Consider the following 24,876-nt stretch of genomic DNA (forward strand, 5'->3'; position numbering starts at 1 on the left):
TCATGACGACAGTCGCCGTCGCCATCTTCGCGCATCAGGAGGAGCGCCGCATCGCCGGTTGCCTCGCCTCGCTGCCGCTCGACCGGCCGGATACATTCTTCCATGTGCTGGTAAACGGCAGCACCGATGCGACCGTCGAACGCGCGCGCCACGCTGCGCGTGGACGGGCCAATGTCATCATTCATGACATCTTGCAGGGCGGCAAGTCGCGCACCTGGAACCATATGGTCCATGACCTGCTGACAGGCAGCGAGGACGCCGTGATCTTCCTGGATGGCGACGCGGAAATCGCGGCAGGGTCGTTCGAGGCGTTGGTGGCCGATCTGGCTGCCCATCCGGCCGCCAACGCGGCAGCGGGCATGCCGATGAACGGCCGCATGGCCCCGGCCTATCGCGAAGCGCTTCGCGTCGAGCGGGGATTGTTCGGCGACCTCTACGCCTTGTCGGGCCGGTTCCTCGGCGAGATTCGCGCGCGGGGCCTGCGCCTGCCAGAAGACCTGATCGGCGATGACGGACTGGTCGCGGCCTTGGCCCATACCGACCTGAAGCCGGACGATCAGTGGGAACTGGAGCGGGTGTTGGCCTGCGAGGGAGCGGGTTTCCTGGCCGAACAGGTAAGCCTGCTACGGCCTTCCACCTGGCGAATGCAATATAAGCGGATGACCAGCTACTCGGTCCGCTTCTTCCAGAACCGGATCGTGTCTGACATCATGACGCGCGAGGGGCCAGATGGGCTCCCCGCCCGTCTTGCGAGTCTTTATCCACTATGGCTGCCCCGCTTCCGCCCTCGCCCCGGTCTCACCGGATGGTTCGACCGAAGGGCGCTCGGACGGATGCGGACCGCTGCTTAACGGTCCCGGCCAGCCAACTCCTTGTTGATGTAGAGCGCAACGATCGTCGCAATCGCCCCCGACAGCAGATAGATGCCCGAAGCGGCGAGGCCAAACTTCACCGACAGCAGCAACGCCACGAGCGGAGCGAAGCCCGCACCCACCAGCCAGGCAAGGTCAGATGTCAGCGCCGAACTGGTATAACGCGCTTCCGTAGCGAAGTTCGATGCGACTATGCCGGAGGACTGACCGAAGGCCAGGCCCAGCAGCATGAAGCCCAGGATCATGAAGGCGACCTCGCCCAGATCCCCGCCATTCAGCAACAGCGGCGCCATGATGCTGAATACCGCGATACCGCCAGCCGACCAGCCCAGCAGCGAGCGACGCCCAATCTGGTCCGCAATGAAGCCGGACACGACGATGGCAAGCAGGCCGACCGACGCGCCGATCATCTCGATGATGAGGAAGCGGTCGAGCGGCTGGTCGGTGAACAGCGCCACCCACGACAGCGGGAACACCGTCACCATATGGAACAGCGCAAAGCTGGCCAACGGCGCAAAGGCGCCGATAATGATGTTGCGCCCCTCGGCCTTGACCGTCGGCAGCACCGGTGACGGTTGCAGATCCTTCTGCTCGAACAGGCGCTCAAACTCATGCGTCACCACGATCCGCAGACGGGCGAACAGGGCCACGACATTGATCGCGAAGGCGACAAAGAAGGGATAGCGCCAGCCCCAGTCGAGGAAATCCGCCTCCGTCATGTTGAGCAGGAAGAAGGCGAACAGCCCGCTCGCCACCAGCAATGCCAGCGGCGCGCCCAGTTGCGGCACCATCGCATACCAGCCACGCTGATGCGCCGGGGCGTTGAGCGACAGCAGCGAGGCGAGGCCGTCCCATGTTCCACCAAGCGCAATGCCCTGCGCAGCGCGCAAAATGACCAGCACGACCGCAGCATAGTGGCCAATCGTGGCATAACCGGGCATGAAGGCGATCGACGCGGTCGACCCGCCCAACAGGAAGAGGGCGGCGGTCAGTTTCGTGCCACGCCCGTAACGCCGATCGATCGCCATGAAGATCAGCGAGCCGATTGGCCGGGTGATGAAGGCCACGGCGAAAATAGCGAAGGAATAGAGGGTGCCGGTCAGCGCATCCACATAGGGAAAGACCAGGCTCGGGAACACGATCACCGAAGCGATGGCGTAAACGAAGAAATCGAAGAATTCGGAGGTGCGACCAATGATCACACCGATGGAAATATCACCGGGCGCGATCTTGTGGTCGCGCGCATTGATCCTGCGCGCATCATCCTCAAGTGGCGTCGAGGTGAAGGTAATGGCCTGTGAACTCATAGGCATCCGCTCCCTTGCTGGGCCGGCGGCGCCTGTTTTGGGTCTTCCGACGGCCAGAGAATGGCAACATAACAGAAAACCCGCAGAGTCTAAGCAGTATCCCACACTCCAAACATTTTTTGCGTCCGCACACAATTGGACAAATTGCCCACTATCCGACTCCCTGTGGAAAGGTTAGGCGCGCGCCCATGTCACATCCTCTCTCACCCAACTGGATCAGGCTCTTGCGCTGGTCCGCTCCGATCCTTGCGGCGCCGCTGGCGGGCTGCAACTGGGTCGTGATGAACCCATCGGGCGATATTGCGGTGCAGCAGCGCGACCTGATCCTGATCTCGACCGCGCTGATGCTCCTTATCGTCATCCCCGTCATGGTGCTGATCGTCTGGTTCGCCTGGCGGTATCGCGCCGCGAACAAGGCGGTCGAGAAGGACTATGACCCCGACTGGGATCATAGCACCAAGCTGGAGCTGCTGATCTGGTCGGCCCCGCTGCTTATCATCATCTGCCTGGGCGCCCTGACCTGGGTGAGCACGCACAAGCTGGACCCCTATCGTCCGCTCGACCGGATCGACGCGAAAACCGCGATCGACCCGAAAGTCAAGCCGCTGACCGTCCAGGTCGTCGCGCTCGACTGGAAGTGGCTCTTCATCTACCCGGACCTCGGCATCGCGACCGTCAATGAAATGGCGCTGCCGACCAATGTTCCGGTCCGCTTCGACATCACCGCGTCGACCGTGATGAACAGCTTCTACGTCCCTGAACTGGCCGGCCAGATCTACGCCATGCCCGGCATGAAGACGCAGCTCCACGCCGTGGCCAACAAGCCCGTCACCGGCACCGGGTTCTCCGCCAACTATTCGGGCGCGGGCTTCACCCACATGCGCTTCGGTTACAAGGCGCTGGACCAGGCTGGCTTTGACGCCTGGGTCGCCAAGGTCAAGGCGAGCAGCGCGAAGCTTGACCGCAATATGTATCTGAGCCTCGCCAAGCCGAGCGAAAAGGCGCCTGTCGCCTATTTCGACGCTTCCGATACCAAGCTGTTTGACGCGATCGTCAATCTCTGCCCCAAGCCCGGCCAGCGTTGCATGGGCGAGCTGATGCACATCAACCAGATGGGCGGCGCGGGCAAGGAATCGGCAAAAGAGACCAACGGCCTCCAGTACGATTTCCCCAACAGCCATGTGATCGACCAGGAAGACCGGAACAAGGGGCAGGAAACCGCCCCCGACGCGCCCGGCGCGGACAAGGCTCCTGCGGCCGATCAATCCTCTCACAGCGGCGCTGACGCGCACGCGCAGCATCGGTAAGGCCCATGACTGGCACAATGACAACAGCACAGATGATCTTCGGTCGTCTGACATGGGACAGCTTCCCATGGCATGAGCCCATCGTCGTCGCGACATTCTGCGCGGTGGTGCTGGGCGGCGCGGCTTTGGCCGCAGCGCTCACCTATTTCAAGCTCTGGGGCTATCTCTGGAAGGAGTGGTTCACCAGCGTCGATCACAAAAAGATCGGCATCATGTATATGGTGCTCGGCCTCATCATGTTCCTGCGCGGCTTTGCCGACGCGATCATGATGCGCCTCCAGCAAGCGCTCGCCTTCAACGGGTCCGAGGGCTATCTCAACGCCCACCATTATGACCAGGTGTTCACCGCCCACGGCGTGATCATGATCTTCTTCGTCGCGATGCCGTTCATCACCGGTTTGATGAACTATATCGTCCCGCTGCAGATCGGCGCGCGCGACGTCAGCTTCCCCTTCCTGAACAATTTCTCGTTCTGGATGACCACGGGCGGCGCGGTGCTGGTCATGGCCTCGCTGTTCCTGGGTGAGTTCGCCCAGACCGGCTGGCTCGCCTACCCGCCGCTGTCGGGCATCGACTATAGCCCGGCCACGGGTGTCGACTATTATATCTGGGCGTTGCAGGTGGCCGGCGTCGGCACGACATTGTCCGGCATCAACCTGATCGCGACCATCGTGAAGATGCGCGCGCCGGGCATGTCGCTGATGAAGATGCCGGTGTTCACCTGGACCTCGCTCTGCGCGAACGTCCTGATCGTCGCTTCCTTCCCCATCCTGACCGCCACGCTGGTCCTGCTGTCGCTCGACCGCTATGCTGGCACCAACTTCTTCACGAACGACTTCGGCGGCAACCCGATGATGTACGTGAATCTCATCTGGATCTGGGGCCACCCGGAAGTCTACATCCTCATCCTGCCTCTGTTCGGCGTCTTCTCCGAAGTCACCTCGACCTTCTCGGGCAAGCGCCTCTTCGGCTACACTTCCATGGTCTATGCGACCTGCACGATCATGGTGCTGTCCTACCTTGTGTGGCTGCATCACTTCTTCACCATGGGTTCGGGCGCCAGCGTCAACAGCTTCTTCGGCATCACGACGATGATCATCTCGATCCCGACGGGTGCGAAGCTCTTCAACTGGCTCTTCACCATGTATCGCGGCCGCATCCGGTTCGAATTGCCGATGATGTGGACCGTCGCCTTCATGCTGACCTTCACCATCGGCGGCATGACCGGCGTCATGCTGGCGGTTCCGCCCGCCGACTTCGTGCTGCACAACTCGCTGTTCCTGATCGCCCACTTCCATAATGTGATCATCGGCGGCGTGCTGTTCGGCCTGTTCGCGGCGATCAACTACTGGTGGCCCAAGGCGTTCGGCTTCAAGCTGAACGTGTTCTGGGGCAAGGTCTCCTTCTGGTGCTGGCAGGTCGGCTTCTGGATGGCCTTCACCCCGCTCTACATCATGGGCCTGATGGGCGTGACCCGCCGCATGCGCGTGTTCGACGATCCGTCGCTGCAGATCTGGTTCGTGATCGCCGCGATCGGCGCCGCGATCGTCGCGGCCGGCATCGGCGCCATGCTTGTCCAGTTCGCTGTCTCCATCTGGAAGCGCGACGAACTGAAGGTGGAAGGCGATCCCTGGGATGGCCGCACCCTGGAATGGGCGACCAGCTCGCCCCCGCCGGAGTATAATTTCGCCTTCACCCCTGTCGTCTATGACGCTGACAGCTGGGCCGACATGAAGAAGAACGGCTATCAGCGTCCGCTGACCGGCTACCAACCGATCCACATGCCCAGCAGCACCGGTTCCGGCGTCATCCTGGCGGCGCTCGCCACGCTCTGCGGCTTCGCGCTGATCTGGTATATCTGGTGGCTCGCGGGCCTGAGCTTCATCGGCATGATCGGTTATGCGATCTTCCACACCTTCAACTACAAGCGCGACTTCTACATCCCCGTCGAGGATGTGACGCGCACCGAGGAAGAGCGCACGCGAATCCTCGCGGCGGGAGTCTGACACCCATGAGCAGCGCAACTGCAACCACGGAACCTCGGGCATATCATCTGCCCGAGGAACCGCACCTCCACGAAGGCCACAGCACCATGCTGGGCTTCTGGATGTATCTGATGAGCGACTGCCTCATCTTTGCCATCCTCTTCGCCACTTACGCCGTGCTTGGCGGCAATTTCGCCGGCGGCCCCGGCCCCAAGGATCTGTTCGACCTGCCGCTCATCGCGCTCAACACCGCGATGCTGCTCTTCTCGTCGATCACCTATGGCTTCGCCATGCTGGCGATGGAAAAGAACAAGGTCAGCGCCACCCAAGGCTGGCTGTTCGTCACGCTCCTCTTCGGCGGCGCATTCCTGTTCATCGAACTGTACGAATTCTCGCATCTCATCCATGAGGGCGCAGGTCCGTGGCGTTCGGCCTTCCTGTCGGCCTTCTTCACGCTGGTCGGCACCCACGGCCTGCACGTCACCTTCGGTTCGATCTGGCTGATCACGCTGATGGTACAAGTCGCCAAGAAGGGCCTGATCCCGGCCAACAAGCGCCGCCTGATGTGCCTCAGCCTGTTCTGGCACTTCCTTGACGTCATCTGGATCGGCGTCTTCACCTTTGTCTATCTGATGGGAGTGCTCCGGTGAGCGACGCAGTCCATCCGCACGGTGGCCATGGCCATCACGACGATCATCACGATGATCATTCGCACGGCAGTTTCGGCAGCTACATGATCGGCTTCGGCCTGTCGGTGATCCTGACGGCCATCCCCTTCTGGCTGGTCATGTCGGGCACGCTCGGCGATCCCCAACTGACCGGCTTCGTCATCATGGCCTTCGCCGCCGTGCAGGTGATCGTGCATATGATCTACTTCCTGCACATGAACACCCGCGTCGAAGGCGGCTGGTCGTTCATGGCGATGATGCTGACGATCGTGCTGGTGGTCATCACCTTCGCCGGTTCCATGTGGGTCATGTATCATATGAACACCAATATGATGCCGCATGCGGACATGGAAATGGTCGGGGAGATGAGTGCCTCGCACGACATGAACGCCATGGCGAACATGAGCGAAATGCCGTGACAACGGTCGGGAACGGGGGGCGCTCAAGGCGCTCCCCGATCTTTACGATCGGCCTGACGCTGATCGCCCTTCTTCTTTTTTTCGGCTTCTCTGCGCTCGGCGCCTGGCAGGTCCACCGTCTCGCTTGGAAGCGCGACCTGATCGCCCGCGTCGATGCCCGCATCCACGCCGCACCCGTCCCCGCCCCCAAAAGCGCGACAAAGGCCGACGAATATCGCCGCGTCACCGTCGGCGGCGTCTTCCTTCACGACAAGGCTGCGCTGGTGCAGGCCTCCACGGTTCGCGGTCCCGGCTTCTGGGTGCTGACTCCGCTACGCCACGACGATGGCGCAATCACTCTGGTCAATCGCGGCTTCGTGCCCAGCCGGAAGGCGGCCTATGACAAACCGCAGGGCGTGACGCGGGTCATCGGCCTGGCTCGCCTGACCGAGCCGGATGGCGGCTTCCTGCGCAGCAACGATCCCAGCCGCGACCGCTGGTATTCGCGCGATGTCGCTGCGATCACCAAGGCACGCGGCCTCGGTGAAAATGTCGCCCCCTATTTCATAGACGCTGGTGCCGGGCCTTCGCCCTCCCGCTTCCCGGTCGGTGGCCTGACCGTCGTCAGCTTCCCCAATAATCATCTGCAATATGCCATCACCTGGTTCGCGCTGGCAGCAATGACCGTCGGGGCCTATATGGTCGTCATGCGCCAGACAGGGAAAGATCGCCGGGGATGACCCTATCGTCCGCCAAGCGCATCCGCTGGCTGCCCAGCCAGTGGCCTGCCGACGCGGCCGGGCGGCGGAACATGGCATTGCTGGTGCAACTGCGCTGGATCGCCATCGCCGGACAGATCGCGACGATCCTGTTTGCCCAATATGGCATGGGCATCCGCCTGCCCTTGATCTCCATGCTGGTCGTGCCCTTTATCGCGGTCTTGATGAATGTCGGCAGCCTGATGATCCTGCGCCGACGCACCGACATCACCCATGCAGAACTCTTCCTGGCGCTGTTGTTCGACGTGCTGGCGCTGACCACCCAACTCTATCTGAGCGGCGGCGCGACCAATCCTTTCGTGTCGCTCTTCCTCGTCCAGGTAGCGCTGGGCGCGGTACTGCTCCATCGCTGGAGCGTATGGGGCATCGTCACCATATCGTCGATCTGCGCGGCGATGCTTGCCTTCGCTTATCGTCCGCTCGATCTCAGCGAGCCGCTGGAAGGCCATCTGTTCGACCTCCATATCTTTGGCACCTGGGTCTGCATCACCATGATCGCGGTGCTGCTGGTGCTGTTCATGACGCGCATGACCTCCAATCTCCAGCAGCGCGAATCCTATCTGGCGCGACTGCGGCAACAGGCTGTGGAGGAGGAGCATATCGTCCGCATGGGCCTGCTCGCGTCGGGCGCTGCCCATGAACTGGGCACGCCCCTTGCCCAGTTGGCAGTCGTGCTGGGCGACTGGCGGCACATGCCGCAGATCAGGAAAGACCCGACGCTCGTCGAGGAGGTCGAGGAGATGGAAGCGGCGGTCAAGCGCTGCAAGTCGATCCTAACCGGCGTTCTCATGTCGGCCGGCGAAGCCCGCGGCGAGGCCCCCGAAATCACCGAAGTGCGCACCTTCATCGAACATATCGCCCAGCAATGGCGCGCCGCCAATCCTGGCATGCCGCTGCGCAGCGATTTTGGCCCGCATGACTATCCCCGCATCATCGCCGACCCGGTGATCCGCCAGGCCGTGACCAACCTGCTCGACAATGCGCGGGAAGCCGGCGCATCCTACATCAACATGATGGTCAGCCGCGACAATCAGTGGCTGCACATTGCCGTGCGCGACAATGGGAAGGGCTTCAGCGCGGACATGCTGACCGACTTCGGCAAGCCATACCGATCGAGCAAGGGCAAGCAGGGCGGCGGGCTGGGCCTGTTCCTGGTCGTCAATGTGGTCCGCAAGCTGGGCGGGCGCGTGGACGCGAGCAATGGCGCGGAAGGCGGCGCGATGATCCAGTTGCGCCTTCCCTTCGCGACCCTGGCACTGGAGGAATTGGCCGATGACGAGTGACAAGCAACTGCTGATCGTCGAGGATGACGAGGCCTTCGCCAGGACGCTCAAGCGCTCCTTCGAACGGCGCGGCTATGAGGTTCTGCTGGCCGACAGCCTCGAAACGGTGACGGCGCTCCTCGCGTTGCATAAGCCGGGTTTCGCCGTGGTGGACCTGAAGCTCGGTCCACAATCGGGCCTGGCCTGTGTTCAGGCGCTCCATGCCCATGACCCGGCAATGCTGATCGTCGTGCTGACCGGCTTCGCCAGCATCGCCACCGCAGTGGAGGCGATCAAGCTTGGCGCCACCAACTATCTCGCCAAGCCGTCCAACACCGACGATATCGAGGCGGCCTTCGCCCGTTCCGGCGGCGATCCCGCCGCTCCGCTCGCGCCGCGCCCGACATCGATCAAGACGCTGGAATGGGAACATATCCATGAAGTGCTGAAGGACAGCGACTTTAACATATCAGAGGCCGCACGGCGCCTGGGCATGCACCGCCGCACCCTCGCCCGCAAGCTGGCGAAACGTCAGGTCGGCTGACCGTCGGAGAAATGGAGCGGGTGAGGGGAATCGAACCCCCGTCGTCAGCTTGGGAAGCTGCTGCTCTACCATTGAGCTACACCCGCATAGTCCCGCGTCCATGGCCCAAGCCATGGGGCGCTGTCAACGGGACTTGGAGCGCGCTCCGTCAAATCTGACGCTGGCCGCGCTCCAAATTTTTATGGTGGCCTTGTCTAAGCGGAGCCGAAGGCCTTTAATAAGGCGCGTCCGCATCCTTCGCCGGGATCGCGCCACGACGGCCGATATTCCATCCCGCCAGGCGATGCCCAGCCAGCGCTGCCTCGGCCGGCGTCCCGCCCGTAAGTCGTGCGTGCAGGTAGCCGGCGTTGAAGGCGTCGCCCGCACCGCTCGAATCGACAACATCGACCAGGCGCGGCGGCGCAACCAGTTCTTCTCCGACCAGGCAGCCTTCGCCGCCCAGCTTGACGATGATCTCGCGCCCCTCGTTCGCGCCCCAGCGTGTGGCAGCATCGCGGGCATCATCGGCCTCGCCCATCTCCACCTCGTCCGCCAGCGTCGGCAGGCCGATATCGGCCAAAGCGATCGCCCGGTCGCGCCAATGCCGTGCGGTCGCCGTATCAGGCCAGAGCCGTCCACGATAATTTCCGTCGAAGGCCACCTTGCCGCCGCGCGCCTTCACCGCTTCGCAAAGCGACAGCAGCGACTCGCGCCCTTCATCGGGCAGGATCGCAAGGGTGATGAGCGAAAAATAGAGCAGATCCGACTGGGCCGCCTGTTCCACCATCGCCGCACTATCCGGCAAGGCGAACATCCGCCTGGCGGCTGCCTCGCTCCGCCAATAGTGGAAAGTCCGTTCGCCATCCGCATCGGTTTCGATCGCATACAGGCCAGGCAGGCGATCGGCGGCCGCGAGCACGAGCGCGGTATCGACACCCTCCGCTTCCCACTGCGCGCGCAGGTCCGCACTCATCGGGTCGGCCCCAAGCGCGCTTGCAAGGCGAACCTTGTCGCCGGACCGAGCCATGTGCACGGCGGTATTGATGACATCGCCGCCATAGCGCAGGTTCCAGCCGTCGCCCTGCGCCCGGCTCAGTTCCAGCATTGCCTCGCCGATGACCGTGATCGTCGCGCCTGCACCCATGCTCATGCCTCGTCCCATTTGATTACTGCGCTGCGTCGTGGGCAGAGCGGCCGTGGGAGTCAAGTCATCCCGCTTGTCGGCGCGCAGTTTCGTCCTTACGGAACGTTCGCCCATATCCGGCGTTTTGCCACTGGCAAAAAGCGACGCTGCCAATTTGGGCGTCCTGATCGGGGAACCCATGACCACCGTCCTGTCCGACACGAACGGCAACCGTTTCGAACTGCTGGTGCAGAGCATCACCGACTATGCCATTTTCATGCTCGATCCCAACGGAATCGTCCTGAGCTGGAATGCCGGTGCGCGCCGGTTCAAAGGCTATGAGGCCAACGAGATCATAGGTCAGCATTTCTCCCGCTTCTACACAGCCGAAGAGCAGGCTTTGGGCATCCCTGCCCTCGCCCTCAGGACGGCCGAGCATGAAGGCCGTTTCGAAGCTGAAGGATGGCGTGTCCGCAAAGGCGGATCATGTTTCTGGGCCAATGTCGTCATCGACCCGATCTGCGATCCGATGGGCCATCTGCTCGGCTTCGCAAAGATCACCCGCGACCTCACCGAACGGCGCGAAGCGCAGGAGGAATTGCGTAAGAGCGAGGAACGGTTCCGCCTGCTGGTCGAAAGCGTGACGGACTATGCCATCTACATGCTCGATCCCGTCGGCACCATCACGAGCTGGAACAGCGGCGCGGCCCGATTCAAGGGCTACACCGCCAACGAGATCATGGGCAAAAATTTCTCCCGCTTCTATTCGGAGGAGGATCGGATCGCAGGCCTGCCGTCCCGCGCGCTCCACACCGCCGAGCGCGAGGGCCGGTTCGAAGCGGAGGGATGGCGCATCCGCAAGGACGGCTCCCGCTTCTGGGCCAATGTGGTGATCGATCCGATCCGTGATCCAATGGGCAATCTGCTCGGCTTTGCCAAGATCACCCGCGACCTCACCGAGCGACGCGATGCGCAGCGCGCGCTGGACGAGGCGCGGGACGCGATCATCCAGACGCAGAAGATGGACGCCATTGGCAAGCTGACCGGCGGTGTCGCCCATGATTTCAACAATCTTCTGGCGGTGATCGTCGGGAGCCTGGACCTGGCGCGGCAACGGATGGCGAGCGGCGCCGATATCAGCCGCTATCTTGACAATGCCATGGCAGCTGCCGAGCGAGGCGCCACCTTGACCCAGCGCATGCTCGCCTTCGCGCGGCGGCAGGAACTCAAGTTACAGAGCGTCGATTGCATCGCGCTGGTCCGCGGCATGGCCGAATTGCTGCAGAGCACTATCGGCACCAGTGTCGCCATCGACACCCGATTTCCGCTGACACTGGCCCCCGCCCATGCCGATCCGGCCCAACTGGAACTGGCCTTGCTGAATCTGGCGGTCAATGCGCGCGACGCCATGCCCGATGGCGGGCGGATCATTCTGGAAGCGAGCGAGGCGCAGATCATCGACGAAGCCGTTTCCGGCCTCTCGCCCGGCTCCTATATCCGTCTTTCGGTGATCGACGAAGGCGAAGGCATGGACGCCGGCACGATTGAACGCGCGCGTGAGCCATTTTTCACCACGAAAGGCGTGGGCAAGGGCACAGGCCTCGGCCTGTCGATGGTCCATGGCTTTTCCCAGCAATGTGGCGGTGCGCTGACCATAATCAGTGCATCGGGCGCCGGCACAACCGTTTCACTCTGGCTTCCCGTCTCGCAGGCGGAACCGGCCAAGACATGCGATGTCGGCGTCGATCTGCACGGCAGCGCCACGGTGCCCCTGGTGATCCTGGCAGTGGACGACGACAATCTTGTCCTGACAAACACCGCCGGTATGCTGGAAGACCTGGGGCACACCGTGTTTCAGGCAGGCAGCGCAGCGGACGCACTGCGCATGCTGGCGGAAGCCAATGTCGATCTGGTCGTGACCGATCATGCCATGCCCGGCATGACCGGCGCGCAATTGGCGGACCTGATCGAACAGGATCATCCGGGCCTGCCCGTCATCATCATCACCGGCTTTGCCGAATTGCCGCCGCATGCCAGCAGCCGGCTCAGGCTGGACAAGCCGTTCAAGCAGGCGGAACTGGCTCGGGCCGTCATGGCCGCCAGTCATGACGCGGCCTCGGGCCGGTTGATTCGGTTCACAACTCCGATCGACCAGGACTGATTGTCACCATCGCTGTATGCAGGTGATATCCGCGACATGTTCCTGCGAAAGGGAATGACGTATCGCGCCCGGTAAAGGAGCGGCAACAAAGGCGGCCGATCGCGGCTGTTTCGTGAATATCTACACGGGCAAACTTTGCCGCGCGGCAATAATTATTTGCAATCACGCGGCAGAAACATAAGAAAAATCATGTTTTTCGTTCATTCGCGCTTGCAAGCATGCAAGAGTTGGCCAAAGGGACGGGACAGCCATCCCTCCAGCCGCCGCAGGACCGAACGGATATGCAGACTGCGCCTACCCCGACGTCCCATTTCTTCATGTCGCTGCGGTCGCGGCTTCACTATCTGGACTGGGGCAATCCATCTGCGCCCCCGCTGATTCTGGTCCATGGCGGTTTCGATCATGCGCGAAGCTGGGACTGGACGGCACGCGCCCTGGCGCAGGACTATCATGTCATCGCGCCCGATCTGCGGGGCCATGGCGACAGCGCCTGGTCGCCCGAAGGCTCCTATATGATGGCCAATTTCGTCTATGATCTGGCGCTGATCATAGATCTGCTGGATCGTGCACCGGTCACTCTGGTCGGCCATTCACTTGGCGGTTCGATCAGCCTGCGCTATGCCGGTCTCTTCCCTGAAAAGGTCGGCCAGATCGTCGCCATCGAAGGATTGGGCCTCTCACCCAATCGGCTGAAGCATAAAGCGGAAGAAGCCGTACCCGATGTCTGGCGCCAATGGATCGACAGTCGTCGCGCGAGCGCTGGACGCATCACGCGGCGTTATCCGACGATCGAGGCCGCCGTCGGCCGCATGCGCGAACGCAATGAGCATCTTTCAGTCGAGCAGGCTCTCCACCTGACGCGCCATGGCGTCAATCGGAACGAGGACGGCAGCTATAGCTGGAAGTTCGATCCTTACCTCAACAATGCCGCGCCTCAGGCTGGTACGGATGCCGACCTGCCCGATTTCTGGTCGCGCATTACCTGTCAAACCCTGCTCTGCCTTGGCAAGGACAGTTGGGCGTCCAATCCCGCGAAGGACGGACGCATGGCCCATTTCCAAGACGCCCGCCTGGCGGAGTTCACCGACGCCGGCCACTGGCTCCACCATGACCAGTTCGATCGCTTCATTGCCGAACTCCGCGCTTTTCTCGCGCCGCCATCCGCGCAAGTTGCGGGCGCCGGCGTCAGGCCGTAAATCCGTCAACGGCCGCCTGATATTCGGCCTTCAACTGCGCTATGAAGTCCGCGGCCGGCTGTATCTGGTCGATCGCGCCTATACCTTGGCCGGCACCCCATACATCGCGCCATGCCTTTTTCTCGCCGCCGGTCAGGCTGGCGAAATCCATATCCTTGGCCTTTGGCAGGCCATCCGGATCCAGCCCCGACGCGACGATGCTGGGCCGCAGATAATTGCCATGGACCCCGGTGAAGACGTCCGAATAAACTATGTCGGCTGCCCCGCTATCGACGATCATCTGCTTGTAGGCCGCGTCGGCATTGGCTTCCGTCGTAGCGATGAAGGGCGATCCCATATAGCCGAGGTCCGCACCCAGCATGCGCGCTGCAGCGATCGCTCGGCCGGTTGCGATCGCACCGGACAGCGCCAGCGGACCGTCGAACCACTGGCGAATTTCCTGGATCAGCGCGAAGGGCGACAATGTCCCGGCGTGGCCGCCCGCGCCCGCCGCTACCGCGATCAGGCCGTCTGCACCCTTTTCGATCGCCTTGCGCGCAAAGACATTATTGATGACATCATGCAGGACGATGCCGCCATAGCTATGGATCGCCCGATTCACGTCCTCCCGCGCGCCGAGTGAGGTAATCACGATCGGCACCCGATATTGGACGCAGAGCTTCAGATCCTCTTCCAACCGTGCATTGGTTCGATGGACGATCAGATTGACGGCGAACGGGGCGTCCTTCTCGGTCAGCGCCTCGCCCAGTTGCCGCAACCACGCCTCGAACATGCCGGACGGCCGAGCGTTGAGCGAAGGAAAGGCACCGACGATGCCGCTGCGGCACTGCGCCATGACCAGTTCAGGCTGTGACACGATGAACATCGGTGAACCGATCAGCGGCAGCGACAAACGATCGCGGAGCAGCGGCGGCAGGGTCATACAAGGGCGTCCTCTCTTTTGATATTCTCGCGCTAACACTGCCGAACCCCCAGAAAAAGGCGAAAAACAACTGTATTGATGATATAATACAGCAATGTTAGCATGGCGTCAGCGCAACGCCCCAGGAGCAGGACAGATGTATAGCGAGAGCGATCTACAGGATGCCGTAGCGGCCGGTGCTTTGACACCCCAGGCTGCGCAGTCGTTACGTGACCATGTGGCGCAGTTGCGTGCCACCCCCGTGGTCGACGAGGAACATTTCCGACTGTTGACCGGATTCAACGATATTTTCGTGGCGATCGCCAGCGTGATCCTGCTCGTGGCGCTTGGCTGGCTCGGCGACAGTCTACGATTCGGCGCCCCCGATCATCATCCCGCATTCATGTCCGGCGTGCTGATCGCGATCGCGAGTTGGGGACTGGCCGAATATTTCACCCGCCAGCGGCGCATGGCGCTGCCATCCATATTGCTGCTTTGCGGCTTCGTCGGCGGCATGGCCTTCGCACTTGGCGCGCTCGCGACACAGATATTTCCCAATGCCGGAGACAGCGAAGCAGCACTGATCATGTCCGGCATTGCCGCAATGAGCGCGCTTGCCGCATGGGCGCACTGGCAGCGCTTCATGGTTCCGATCACCGTTGCAGCCGGGGCAGCGGCGGCTGCCGGCGTGATCGCCGGTCTCGTCATCGCAGCCTTCCCTGAGGACGACACCCTGCCCTTCCTGCTATTGCTGGCATCGGGTATCGCCATCTTTCTTCTCGCCATGCGCTGGGACATGAGCGACCGAAGCCGCATCAGCCGGCGGTCGGATGTCGCTTTCTGGCTGCATCTCGCCGCCGCACCAATGATTGCCCATTCGCTGTTCCACCTGCTTGGCGTGCTCAACGGAGATGAGATCGGTGCCGGCCGGGCACTGCTGGTCATCGCGCTTTACGTGGTCTTCGGCATCGTCGCACTGGCGATCGATCGCCGCGCACTGCTGGTGTCCAGCTTGGCCTATGTCCTCTTCGCCCTCTACGCCTTGTTCAAGCAAGCCGGCGCGGTGGAACTTTCCTGGGCGCTCACCAGCCTTGTCATCGGCTCGGCGCTGCTGCTTCTCTCGGCGCTCTGGCACCATGCACGAGCACTCATCGTCCATGGCCTACCGCCAGCCCTGACCGATCGCTTGCCCTATCTCGACCGCGCAACCGCCTGAGGGCATCATCAATCAGGATCAGATACGACCCAAAAGAAAAAGGGCCGGGACGACATACGCCCCGGCCCTTCTGATATTCTAGCCCATATGATCAGTTGATCGTACCGAGACCCTTGATTGCGCTGTCGACCAGATCCTTGTCCGACGCAGCATCATGACCCTGGGCGATCAGGGCTGCAGCAGCGGCAGTCGCCGCATTCACCGTCCTGGTGCGGATGCTGGCGATCGCGGCGCGTTCGGCAGCGCCGATCTTGTCCTCGGCCATCTTCTGGCGACGGGCGACCAGCGCTTCGGCATTGACCTTGGCATCGGCGATCAGGCCTTCGGCCTCATGCTCGGCGGCCTTGCGCATGGCTTCGGCTTCGCCAGCCGCAGCAGCCAGCTTGGCTTCATATTCGCCTCTGAGCGCTTCGGCCTCGGCGCGAAGCTTGGAGGCTTCGGCCAGTTGTTCCTTGATCTGCGCGATCCGACCGTCCAGCGCCTTCCCGATCAGGGCAGGCACCTTCTTGACCAGCAGGATGACGATGAACACCGCCATCGCCAGGCTGACCCAGGCGGTCGCGTCCAGGCCGACCGCCTTGGGATCGGTGTGCGGTTCGACGCCCTCATGGGCAACGGTGCCGACCGGCTCCATGCCTTCGCTATGGATCGCCTCGCCGAGCGACGGAGGGGTCGCTGCGTTATGCTGTGCTGCTGCCTCAGCCATGGGCCAGTGCCGCCTTTACTGCGTTACGGGCTGCCTCGTCCGACGCTTCGACGCCGGAAATGCGAGCCACCATGTCGCGCGCCGCATCGGCGGCGACGGTTTCGATCTCTGCCAGCGCCGCTATGCTTGCGGCCTGGATGCGCGCTTCGGCCGCGGCAATCTTGCTCGCGACATCGGCATCGGCGGCGGCAAGCTTCGTTTCCGAAGACTTGGCCGCTTCGCCCTTCGCCTTGGCCATCACGGCCTGAGCGGCGGTGCGACTTTCGGCGTCGCGAATGCGGTAGTCCGCTTCCGCTTCGTCGGCGCGGGCGAACGCGGCCTTGGCCGCGTCCAGATCACCGCTGATCTTCGCGTCGCGCGCGTCCGCCGTGCCCTGAACCTTTGGCACCATGCCGAGGCCAATGACGAAGAAGACGAAGCCGAACGTTACCAGCAGCCAGAATATCTGACTGGAATAGGTTTCGGCGATTTGCGCGATTTGAGGCATTTTCGGTCCGTCCGATCAGAGGGCGGTCAATAAGAGGAGCAGGCAGAGTGTAGGCGAAAGCCCCTCTGCCCGCTCCGAATTTCGTGCTTTAGGCTACGAACACCAGGATCATGGCGATAACGAACGCCAGCAGACCCAGAAGTTCCGCCGCGGCGAAACCGATGAACAGGCGACCCTGCTGACCGTCAGCAGCACCCGGGTTGCGCAGCGCGCCTTCCAGGAACGCGCTGAACACGTTGCCCACACCGAGGGCAGCGATGCCCGCACCGATCGCGGCCAGGCCAGCACCGAGCAGCTTTGCGGCTTCTGCGTCCATGTCGTAAACTCCCTTGTTAAATCAGATAAAAGTTGAAGAAATCAGGCGAAACTTGAAAATTCAGTGCAGGTTCTCGGCATCGTTCAGATAGACCGAGGTCAGCAGCGCGAACACATAGGCCTGGATCACCGCGACCAGCATTTCCAGCGCGCTGATGCCGACCATCAGGACGAAGCTGGCCGTGCCGACGGTCAGGCCGAAGCCGACACCTGCATTGGCGCTGTTGATGACGAAGCCTGCCAGAACCTTGAGCAGGACGTGGCCGGCGGTCATCGCGACGAACAGTCGCAGGCCGAGGCTGAACGGACGCACCATGAACGAGATCAGCTCGATCGGGAAAATGACCGGGATCATCGGCAGGGGCGTGCCGTGCGGCACGAACAGCGAGAAGAAGTGGAAACCATGCTTCCAGAAACCGACGATCAGCACGATCGAGAAGCTCATGATGGCGAGCACGCCGGTCGCGGTGAAGTGGCTGGTGAAGGTGAAGGGGTGAAGCCCGAACAGACCCAGCGGCAGCAGGCCCAGCAGGTTCGCCAGCAGGATGAACATGAAGAGCGAGAAGACATACGGGATGTACTTCCGGCCTTTGTCGCCGATATTGGCGATCAGCAGGTTCTTGATGAAGCCGGTCATATATTCGACCGCCATCTGCCAGCGGCCGGGGACCAGTTCACGCTTCATGCCGCCGATCACGAAGATCCACAGCACAACAGCAGCCAGCACCATATAGAGCGCGCTGTTGGTAAAGGCGATGTTGAAGCCGCCGAGCGACAGATGATCCGTACCGAACAGAGGTTCGATCGCAAACTGGTGCATCGGATCGATTTTGCCGGATTCTGCCACGTTGACCCCTGTAACGTTCAAGTCTTCGGACTAAAACGAACGCGTCCCTATTCGTCGGGACGCTTCGTCGTCGTCAATCTGATGATGTTCCTGAAGGCCGCCACGATCCCGAGACCGAGGAAAACCAACAGGAGCCATGGGGATGTGCCAAGCAGCCGGTCCAAGACCCAGCCGATCAACGCACCACCGACAAGACCCCCGATCAATTCGGCCAGAACCCGGTTGCCGAGGCGGGATCCATCGTCCGCCTGCTGCTCCGTAGCCCCCTGCCGGACCTTTTCGACATGCTCAGCCTTCGCGATCCGCTCCTCAAGGGAAGCGATCCGCGAGTCCTCGCCCGCCGGGTCCTGTCCGGGTGTGTCCGCCGCCATTGCATCCTCCATCAGGCATATTCCGCCCGCATCGGTTTCGGCATGGCGCTTGCGGCTGCACCCGTCAAGGCGACGCCCCTCTAGGAAGGGTTTAACGGAGTGTCAACCCGCCAGAAGGCCGGAAAATCGGTCTTTTGGACCACCCGGTCCTGCACCCTTGCGATTAGCCATTTTCCTATTTAGCTAAATAAGAATGGACAAGATCTTCAAGGCTCTGGCGTCCGAACCGCGCCGCCGTATCCTGCACCATCTGGCTGAAGAGCCAATGACGGTCGGCGAGATTGCCGACAATTTCGAGATGGCGATGCCGTCCATTTCCCGGCATCTGGCGGTGCTGAAAGAGGCTGGCGTAGTGCGCGAGCAGAAGCGCGGGCAATATGTGCTCTATTCGCTGGCGACAGAGGAACTGACCGACCAGCTCTATGATTTCCTGTCGCCTTTTTGCGAGCGGGCGCGGGGCATTGTGGAAGAGCGGCCACGGCGGCGCAAACGGGATTGAGGGTGTCTTAACGAGAACCCGTTGAATGGGCCTGTTTCCAGCCTCCATTCGCCCTGAGCCTGTCGAAGAGCCGAACGGATGTTGCGTATCTGCATGCCAAGCCAATGACCGAGCTTGATGCCCAGAACGAAAGAAGGCGCGGTGACAGGAGCACCACGCCTTCCCTCGTTTCTTCGACGGCTCCGATCAGCCAGCCGTCGCGCAGTAGCCCGGCAGCGCGATCGCCCCCGCGCCCTTGGTCTGCCAGGCGCCAGCGCCGATGCGATAGACCTGCCCCTGCTTCACCCGGCTGCTGAGCGTCTGGCATCCGGTGGCGGCGGCGACATCCTGCACCGTAACGTTACGCTGCCCGGCGAGTTGCGTGTAGGCGGCGCGGCGCTTGATGTTGATCGCTTCGACCTCCGAGCGGACATCGGCGCCCACCGTCCCCGCGATGCCGAGATAGCCGTCGGCCTGCTCGCCCACGGTTCCGGCATTCATGGCGGCAGCGACGGCGCCGGACTGGGCGCGCGCGGGCGCGGTCATGACGAAGCCGCTGGCCAGCGCAACTGCGGCGCCGGCGGCGAGCCAAGTCAGCTTTGGCATGAGCAATTTGCGTGTCATTGCGGGAACAACTCCGGGTTATTCTGGATAAGATCCTGGGCGTCGCGTTGCAGCTTCACCACAACCTCCTGCTGCACCTTGACGTTCAGGTTGATTTCGATGGGGCGGTCTGGAGCCTTCACCTGAATGCATCCCCCCAGGGCGAGGCCGGCGATACCGGCGGTCATGATTGCGCGTGTCTTCATTTCTGCTCCCCGTCTGACACAGTCTCGCTTTCCCGAGGCTGAACCGCAAGATTTTGTTGCGAACCCGTTCGCATTTCCCCCTGCACCTGATCGCCGATGCTGTTCTGGATCAGTTGCGAGGGGTCGATGAAGGATTGGGCGGTGCCCATCAGCCCGCGGAAGGGCGCGGCGATCCGCACGTTGAAGATGAAGGGCAGGCCGATGAAGTTGCGCGCGATGCCCCCCGGCGCGTCGCCCAGCTTGCCCCGGTTGACGCCGTTGAAGACGACGTTCGTCACCATCTCGCCGTCCAGCGCACCATCCATCAGGATCGTCAGGCATTTATATTGCAGATTCTTGAGGGCATCGAAGGCCATCTTACCCATCACGCCCAACTGCTCGTTCGACACCGGGCCGACATAGGACAGCACGCCCGACTGGCGGGTGGGATCGCAGGGGATGGTCGGCAGCACACCTTCGGGCATGATGAGCGGCGGCATGCCCTGCTGTCGCGCGACCAGAACGCCGCCCGACACCCGGCCGCCCTTGGCGTTGAAGATCAGCGGCATGATTCCGTCGAATGTGCCGGTCGCAGACACATTGTCCAGTTCCATCGCCTGGATGAAGGCGCCCGCATCCAGCCCGATGACACGGAAGGTCATGTAGCGGTCGACATCCTCGCCGAAATTCATCGTCGTGGGCAGCAGGTCCAGCTTGCCGCCGGAGAAAGGCCAGCCGCCCCCTTCGATCCGCACCTTCTGCCCGGCTTCGAGATGGTAGCGGACGACGCCGTCCTGCACCTCGACACCGGGATTGACCTTCTTGATGCGCACTTCCTGACCCGGCGCGGAGACCATGCCGATGAGGTCGGTGAAGCGGATTTCGCCCGACAGTCCCTCGACCGGGCCGAAGGCGGCGGCGAAATTGGCATTGTCGGTGCGGAAGGTGCCGCTGCTGGTGACGGCGGAGCCGGTCCAGTCGATCCGCCCCTGCCCCGTCACCGTCGCCTTCACATTGGCGACGACGCCCAGCGTCAGCGGCGTCACTGCGTCGGGCTGAAAGCCGGGGTTGAAGGCGAGGTTCGGGACGGTGAGGTCGGCATGCCCCTTCCCGCTGCCCAGATCATGGGCGATGTCCGCCTTCGCCACGGTCGACCCGCTGCGGGTCATCGTGCCGGTGGCAGTGATGCGGCCATCCTTCAGCGTCAGCGCGAAATCGGGGACGGACAGTGGGTTGAAGCGCGCAGCATCCTGCGCATCGCGCACGGTCATGGCGGCGTGAAGGCCAAAGATTCCCTTGGCGAAGTTCCAGTCCCCCGCCCCCTGCTCGACGATCAGCGGCACGGCACCGATCTGCCCGCCTGCGCCGGTCAGCTTGCCGGCAAAGCCGTTGGCGGTCATCGCGCCATCCATGGCGGCGGCGGACAGACGCACCGGCGCGTCCTGCGGACCGATGGCGAGCGCCGGATTGGCCAGCACGAAACCGGTCTTGCCGAGCGCAACGCTTGCCTGATCGGCGGTCAGGCGCATCGGGCTGTCGCCGCTGCGGCCTTCGAGTGCGAGGTCGCGAATCGCTGCGCCGCCGCGCACGCCTGCCGGTCCCATGGCGAGCATCGCCCCGCCTTCGACCGTGCACAGGGTCTGACGGGTCTGACCAAGCGCGAAATTGCCGTAGCGCGCCTCCAGCAGCGACACGGGGACACAGTCCGGATTGATCAGCACTGCGCCATTGGCGGCCACGCGGCCCGTAACCGGCAGGCTGAGCCCGCGCAGATGGCCATCGGGTAACGGACCGTCGAGCCGCATCGCGGTCGCGAAGCGGGTCGCGCCGTTGCGGTCGGCGGTGAAGCGCACCCGGTCGAGCGCCAGCTTGGCGCCGCCCGACGCGTAGGGATCGACGAACAATTGCCCGCCAAAACCGCCGCCCGGTCGCCGCGCGAGGCGCAACGCCGCCTCCGGTAAGCCGCCACCCTCGGTCGTGATCGCGCCGTCGAGCGCCCAGTCAATCCCGGCCGCCTTGCCCGGCCAGGCGAGCGTCACCCGCCCGCCCCGCGCGACATCGATCCGCGCGCCGCTTCGCGCTTCGAAACCCGTATCGGTGAGGACGAGGCTGCCATTGCCGGGCTTCTGCAAGAGGGCGAAGGTCGTGCGCAGCCGGTTGCGTTGCCCGGCCTTCGCCACCGCATCGGAGAACTTCGCCGCCAACGGTTCGACCGGCGTGCCGGTTGCGGATGCGCGCAGGCCCGCCAGGGGATTGCCGCGCGCCATGTGCAGGTCTTCTCCGGACAATGTGCCTTGCAGGCTCTGGCCTTCCTTGCCCAGCACCCAGTCGCCCGACAGGGCCGCATCGCGCAGCACCGCGCCGCGCCCGGTGATCGCTTTCGCGCGCATGCGGACCTTGCCGCCGGTGCGGGCGGCGGTGCCGTCGAAATCGATCCGGCCATCGGGCGCGGCCAGCACCAGTCCCCCGCCCCTCAGCGCCTCGCCCGACAGGTCGACATGGCCGGTCCAGTTGTCCAGCGCCTTGCCGAGGGTCAGGTCGATCGTTGCCGCCGGCCTGGCAATCGCCGCGCCGACATCGCGGCAGGCGACAGCATCGGCGCGCACCGGGCCGGCCAGATGCGGCGCGCCCTGCTGCATCGCGATCGTGACCATCGCGGTCGCCTGCGACAGGCCGCAGCCCGCCAGCGATGCGCGCGGCATGGCGGCGGCCAGCCGTCCCCGGAAGCCCGACTGGAGGTTGCCGCTGCCATCGACCTGCATGCCGATCCGCCCTGCATCGGTATCCAGCGTCGCGCGCGCGTCGGCGAGCGACACCAGCATGTCGGGCAGGCTGAACGGCGCGGTCGAATCCGGGTCGCGGAAACGGTCCAGTTCGCCGAGGCGCATCACGCCATCATGATAGGAACCGCGCAGCCGCACCCCGCCAGCGCGTACTGCGGCGACCTGCGGCGTCAATCCGGTGAAGGCGATATCGACCTCGACCCAGCGCGCGGTAAGGTCCGGCCGGGTGGGATCGCCCAGCACGATATTCTCGATCCGCTGGGTGCGCAGGCCGACATCGACCAGATCATAGCTGGCCTGCACGCCGCGCCGGTTCAGTTCGCGGCTGACGAAATTCTCGGCGATCGGCGCGCGCTGGATCCACAGGGCCACCAGCACCAGCGCCAGCGATCCCGTTCCCACGCCCAGCCAGCGCAGCCATGCCCGGCGAACCGCTTCTTCGCCGTTTTCTTCTTCCATGCCTATGGCCAACCCCGGCTCTTAAAATGACGCTGCCAAAATGATGCGGATGGTCCGTAACGGGACCATAACGTCTCTGGCCCCTTAAATATCCTTGCTCCACGATTCCGCAACGCATAGCGTGACTTGGCGTCGATGAGGGGGACGAAAGATTGGCCGAACAGGACGCGAAAGCCAGCCATGACGGCGCGGGCCATCGCGCCCGTCTGAGGCAGAAACTGGCGGAAAATGGCGGCGATGCGCTGCATGATCATGAGCTGATCGAATATCTGCTGGCGCTGGCCATCCCCCGGCGCGACACGAAGCCGCTGGCGAAGGAATTGTTGCGGACGTTCGGCGGGATCGGCGGACTGATGACCGCCGACTGGCAGGCGATCGCCCGCGTGCCGAGCATGGGGGACACCAGCGTCGCCGCAATCAAGATCGTGCAGGCGACCGCTTTGCGGATGCTCCGCAACGAGGTGGCGGCGCGGCCAGTGCTGGGAAGCTGGCAGGCGCTGCTCGACTATCTGCGCGCCGACATGGCCTATCTGGGGGTCGAGCGAGTGCGGGTGCTGCACCTCAACAGCCGCAACATGCTGATCCGCGACGACCATATGGGCGACGGGTCGATCGATCAGGCGGCGATCTATACGCGGGAGGTTATCCGGCGGGCGATCGACTTCGGGTCGGCAGCGCTGATCCTGGTGCATAACCATCCCAGCGGATCGCCCGAACCCAGCCGGCAGGACATAGATGTGACCCGGCAGATCATCGATGCGGGCAAGCGGCTGGGCATCAGTGTCCACGACCATATCATCATCGGCGCGCAGGGACATGTAAGCCTGCGGGCGAAAGGCTTGTTGTAGGGGGCCTGGCGGTTGGGCTGGATAGGAAATGCCGCGCTTAACTTCGCACATTTCCCGTAGATTTTGAAATTTTGGGATGATTGTTCGAAATATTGTTACGCCGCGCGATCGTCGCCGGACGATAGGAAAGAGCCGGTTTCGGGTCTATCACGGGTATGACGTGTAGGACAGTGCAACGTCGAAGCTGGTGGCAAGAGGAGTTGGCCAAAACGCCGCGATATCGCGAAGGGGTGGAAAGGGGAACAGCCGCTTTCGGTGATCCGATGGACAGAGCGAACCACGCACGCTCCCGCCATACTGATTGTAATTTGCTGACCGACTTACCATCTATCCTCCACCGTTCAGCAAATTCAGCATGTGGACGGCTGAGAGATGTGACGCGCTCCCGCTTAAACGCAGAGGAGCAGCATTATGGCCCGGCCGAAAGATAACACTTCTTCACGCGACCTCAGTATAAACTCGTGGGAAGACGATGGCGGATGTGTTCAGCCTGATTGGCAACATCGCGACCTCAATTCCTTGCTCGCGCAAGAGCAAATTTCCATTATGAACGCTGAAATAGCTGTAAGCGGTGCGGCGTATGAATTTCATCGCGACGCCTCTCTACATACCCGGCAGCTAGTCAACGCTACTCCGTATCCTGAGCATGGCCCCCATGTCTTCGCCCAGGAACGTGCAGGGAAAACGGCTGATTATGGCGAAAGCCTCAAGGCCTTAAAGAGAGTTGTGGAAAGGAACGAGCGCTTGTTAGCGCGCGAGTTTGCCGACGGCCAAGTCAGCGGCAAGGCATTCCAGAATCGTAGCCGATTCCTGAGGCAAGATCGGGCAAAGATAGTTGCTATGTCGCATGCTGCTCGCACGGAGAATGCATCGTGACAACGAATGTGGAACTGGGAAATGGACCGGGACTGGGGCTAGCACCACTCTCTGAAGCGGAAGTGACCGAAATGGCGAACCTTGGGATTTTGCGCCGACCGATCGACTCCTTTAGCGTTGGCGCATTCCGATACAGCAAGCTGAAGGAAGCAATCGCGCAGGCCAAGCGGCAGCTTTCTGAGCGGACCCGGAACGGTTCTAAGGTCTGAAACTGGTCGTT

The 24,876-nt window shown here is 62.8% G+C and carries 26 protein-coding genes and 1 tRNA gene; 14 read left to right on the forward strand and 13 right to left on the reverse strand.

Features of this window, described 5'->3' with window-relative positions:
- The first annotated feature begins 2 nt into the window (after positions 1-2).
- A complete protein-coding gene (locus DM806_RS21790; protein ID WP_179045261.1) occupies positions 3-851 on the forward strand; it encodes a glycosyltransferase in 849 nt (282 codons plus the stop codon).
- Here the strand turns inward: DM806_RS21790 and DM806_RS21795 are convergent.
- The gene (locus DM806_RS21795) at positions 848-2,179 is read right to left on the reverse strand and encodes an MFS transporter (protein WP_179045262.1); all 1,332 of its coding nucleotides are present in this window, start codon (positions 2,177-2,179) and stop codon (positions 848-850) included. The two genes, DM806_RS21790 and DM806_RS21795, sit on opposite strands and share 4 nt — an antisense overlap.
- Positions 2,180-2,367: 188 nt before the next feature.
- Here DM806_RS21795 and cyoA point away from each other — a divergent pair, with 188 nt between their 5' ends.
- The 7 genes from cyoA to DM806_RS21830 are packed head-to-tail and all read left to right on the forward strand — an operon-like array spanning position 2,368 to position 9,122.
- A complete protein-coding gene (gene cyoA / locus DM806_RS21800) occupies positions 2,368-3,486 on the forward strand; it encodes a ubiquinol oxidase subunit II (protein WP_179045263.1) in 1,119 nt (372 codons plus the stop codon).
- Between the two features lie 5 nt (positions 3,487-3,491).
- Positions 3,492-5,492, forward strand: a complete 2,001-nt coding sequence (gene cyoB / locus DM806_RS21805; RefSeq protein ID WP_179045264.1) for a cytochrome o ubiquinol oxidase subunit I — start codon at positions 3,492-3,494, stop codon at positions 5,490-5,492.
- Positions 5,493-5,497: 5 nt separating this feature from the next.
- On the forward strand, positions 5,498-6,121 hold the full coding sequence (gene cyoC / locus DM806_RS21810) for a cytochrome o ubiquinol oxidase subunit III (protein ID WP_179045265.1): 624 nt from the start codon (positions 5,498-5,500) through the stop codon (positions 6,119-6,121).
- Complete coding sequence (gene cyoD / locus DM806_RS21815; RefSeq protein ID WP_179045266.1) at positions 6,118-6,558, forward strand: cytochrome o ubiquinol oxidase subunit IV; 441 nt, start codon at positions 6,118-6,120, stop codon at positions 6,556-6,558. The genes cyoC and cyoD overlap by 4 nt, the downstream gene beginning before the upstream one ends.
- Positions 6,555-7,277, forward strand: coding sequence for an SURF1 family protein (locus DM806_RS21820; RefSeq protein ID WP_179045267.1), 723 nt, complete (start codon positions 6,555-6,557; stop codon positions 7,275-7,277). The genes cyoD and DM806_RS21820 overlap by 4 nt, the downstream gene beginning before the upstream one ends.
- Entirely contained in the window at positions 7,274-8,599 is a 1,326-nt protein-coding gene (locus DM806_RS21825; protein WP_179045268.1) for an ATP-binding protein, read from the forward strand. The genes DM806_RS21820 and DM806_RS21825 overlap by 4 nt, the downstream gene beginning before the upstream one ends.
- Positions 8,589-9,122: a response regulator transcription factor gene (locus DM806_RS21830; RefSeq protein ID WP_179045269.1), complete on the forward strand. Its 534-nt coding sequence runs from the start codon at positions 8,589-8,591 to the stop codon at positions 9,120-9,122. Before DM806_RS21825 ends, DM806_RS21830 begins: the two co-directional genes overlap by 11 nt.
- Before the next feature lie 12 nt (positions 9,123-9,134).
- Here the strand turns inward: DM806_RS21830 and DM806_RS21835 are convergent.
- Positions 9,135-9,208, reverse strand: a tRNA-Gly gene (locus DM806_RS21835).
- A 128-nt stretch (positions 9,209-9,336) separates the two neighbouring features.
- The gene (locus tag DM806_RS21840; protein ID WP_179045285.1) at positions 9,337-10,245 is read right to left on the reverse strand and encodes a sugar kinase; all 909 of its coding nucleotides are present in this window, start codon (positions 10,243-10,245) and stop codon (positions 9,337-9,339) included.
- Positions 10,246-10,423: 178 nt separating this feature from the next.
- Between DM806_RS21840 and DM806_RS21845 the strand changes: the two genes are divergently transcribed.
- Positions 10,424-12,385 (forward strand): hybrid sensor histidine kinase/response regulator, encoded by a 1,962-nt coding sequence (locus tag DM806_RS21845; RefSeq protein ID WP_179045270.1) that lies wholly within the window; start codon positions 10,424-10,426, stop codon positions 12,383-12,385.
- Positions 12,386-12,666: 281 nt separating this feature from the next.
- Positions 12,667-13,581 (forward strand): alpha/beta fold hydrolase, encoded by a 915-nt coding sequence (locus DM806_RS21850; RefSeq protein WP_179045271.1) that lies wholly within the window; start codon positions 12,667-12,669, stop codon positions 13,579-13,581.
- Here the strand turns inward: DM806_RS21850 and DM806_RS21855 are convergent.
- Positions 13,571-14,503, reverse strand: coding sequence for an NAD(P)H-dependent flavin oxidoreductase (locus DM806_RS21855; RefSeq protein WP_179045272.1), 933 nt, complete (start codon positions 14,501-14,503; stop codon positions 13,571-13,573). The two genes, DM806_RS21850 and DM806_RS21855, sit on opposite strands and share 11 nt — an antisense overlap.
- 136 nt (positions 14,504-14,639) lie before the next feature.
- Between DM806_RS21855 and DM806_RS21860 the strand changes: the two genes are divergently transcribed.
- Positions 14,640-15,698: a hypothetical protein gene (locus tag DM806_RS21860; RefSeq protein WP_179045273.1), complete on the forward strand. Its 1,059-nt coding sequence runs from the start codon at positions 14,640-14,642 to the stop codon at positions 15,696-15,698.
- 91 nt (positions 15,699-15,789) lie between these two features.
- Here the strand turns inward: DM806_RS21860 and DM806_RS21865 are convergent, their stop codons facing one another.
- From DM806_RS21865 to DM806_RS21885, 5 genes are all read right to left on the reverse strand, one after another.
- A complete protein-coding gene (locus DM806_RS21865) occupies positions 15,790-16,404 on the reverse strand; it encodes a F0F1 ATP synthase subunit B family protein (protein ID WP_179045274.1) in 615 nt (204 codons plus the stop codon).
- Positions 16,397-16,891 (reverse strand): F0F1 ATP synthase subunit B family protein, encoded by a 495-nt coding sequence (locus DM806_RS21870; protein WP_179045275.1) that lies wholly within the window; start codon positions 16,889-16,891, stop codon positions 16,397-16,399. Before DM806_RS21870 ends, DM806_RS21865 begins: the two co-directional genes overlap by 8 nt.
- Positions 16,892-16,979: 88 nt before the next feature.
- Positions 16,980-17,207 carry a F0F1 ATP synthase subunit C gene (locus DM806_RS21875; protein ID WP_006961951.1) on the reverse strand — a complete coding sequence of 76 codons (228 nt, stop codon included), beginning with the start codon at positions 17,205-17,207 and terminating at the stop codon, positions 16,980-16,982.
- Positions 17,208-17,267: 60 nt separating this feature from the next.
- Entirely contained in the window at positions 17,268-18,053 is a 786-nt protein-coding gene (locus DM806_RS21880; RefSeq protein ID WP_179045276.1) for a F0F1 ATP synthase subunit A, read from the reverse strand.
- Positions 18,054-18,100: 47 nt separating this feature from the next.
- Complete coding sequence (locus DM806_RS21885) at positions 18,101-18,424, reverse strand: AtpZ/AtpI family protein (protein ID WP_179045277.1); 324 nt, start codon at positions 18,422-18,424, stop codon at positions 18,101-18,103.
- Between the two features lie 193 nt (positions 18,425-18,617).
- On the opposite strand from DM806_RS21885, the gene DM806_RS21890 reads away from it, so the two are divergent.
- Positions 18,618-18,923 carry a metalloregulator ArsR/SmtB family transcription factor gene (locus DM806_RS21890; RefSeq protein ID WP_179045278.1) on the forward strand — a complete coding sequence of 102 codons (306 nt, stop codon included), beginning with the start codon at positions 18,618-18,620 and terminating at the stop codon, positions 18,921-18,923.
- Positions 18,924-19,109: 186 nt separating this feature from the next.
- Here the strand turns inward: DM806_RS21890 and DM806_RS21895 are convergent, their stop codons facing one another.
- From DM806_RS21895 to DM806_RS21905, 3 genes are read right to left on the reverse strand one after another with little or no spacing between them, the layout of a single operon-like run.
- On the reverse strand, positions 19,110-19,526 hold the full coding sequence (locus DM806_RS21895) for a YdbL family protein (RefSeq protein ID WP_179045279.1): 417 nt from the start codon (positions 19,524-19,526) through the stop codon (positions 19,110-19,112).
- Positions 19,523-19,711: a YnbE family lipoprotein gene (locus DM806_RS21900; RefSeq protein WP_179045280.1), complete on the reverse strand. Its 189-nt coding sequence runs from the start codon at positions 19,709-19,711 to the stop codon at positions 19,523-19,525. The genes DM806_RS21895 and DM806_RS21900 overlap by 4 nt, the downstream gene beginning before the upstream one ends.
- Entirely contained in the window at positions 19,708-22,932 is a 3,225-nt protein-coding gene (locus DM806_RS21905) for an intermembrane phospholipid transport protein YdbH family protein (protein WP_179045281.1), read from the reverse strand. The genes DM806_RS21900 and DM806_RS21905 overlap by 4 nt, the downstream gene beginning before the upstream one ends.
- A gap of 152 nt (positions 22,933-23,084) precedes the next feature.
- Here DM806_RS21905 and radC point away from each other — a divergent pair, with 152 nt between their 5' ends.
- Together radC and DM806_RS21915 are read left to right on the forward strand one after the other, a co-directional pair.
- On the forward strand, positions 23,085-23,780 hold the full coding sequence (gene radC, locus DM806_RS21910; protein WP_179045282.1) for a RadC family protein: 696 nt from the start codon (positions 23,085-23,087) through the stop codon (positions 23,778-23,780).
- A gap of 411 nt (positions 23,781-24,191) precedes the next feature.
- On the forward strand, positions 24,192-24,656 hold the full coding sequence (locus DM806_RS21915) for a hypothetical protein (protein WP_179041249.1): 465 nt from the start codon (positions 24,192-24,194) through the stop codon (positions 24,654-24,656).
- A 38-nt stretch (positions 24,657-24,694) separates the two neighbouring features.
- Here DM806_RS21915 and DM806_RS27025 read toward each other — a convergent pair.
- A partial coding sequence (locus tag DM806_RS27025; protein ID WP_218647264.1) for a hypothetical protein occupies positions 24,695-24,876 on the reverse strand: 182 nt, incomplete at its 5' end.

Source organism: Sphingobium lactosutens (assembly GCF_013393185.1).
Taxonomy (GTDB): Bacteria; Pseudomonadota; Alphaproteobacteria; order Sphingomonadales; family Sphingomonadaceae; genus Sphingobium; species Sphingobium lactosutens_A.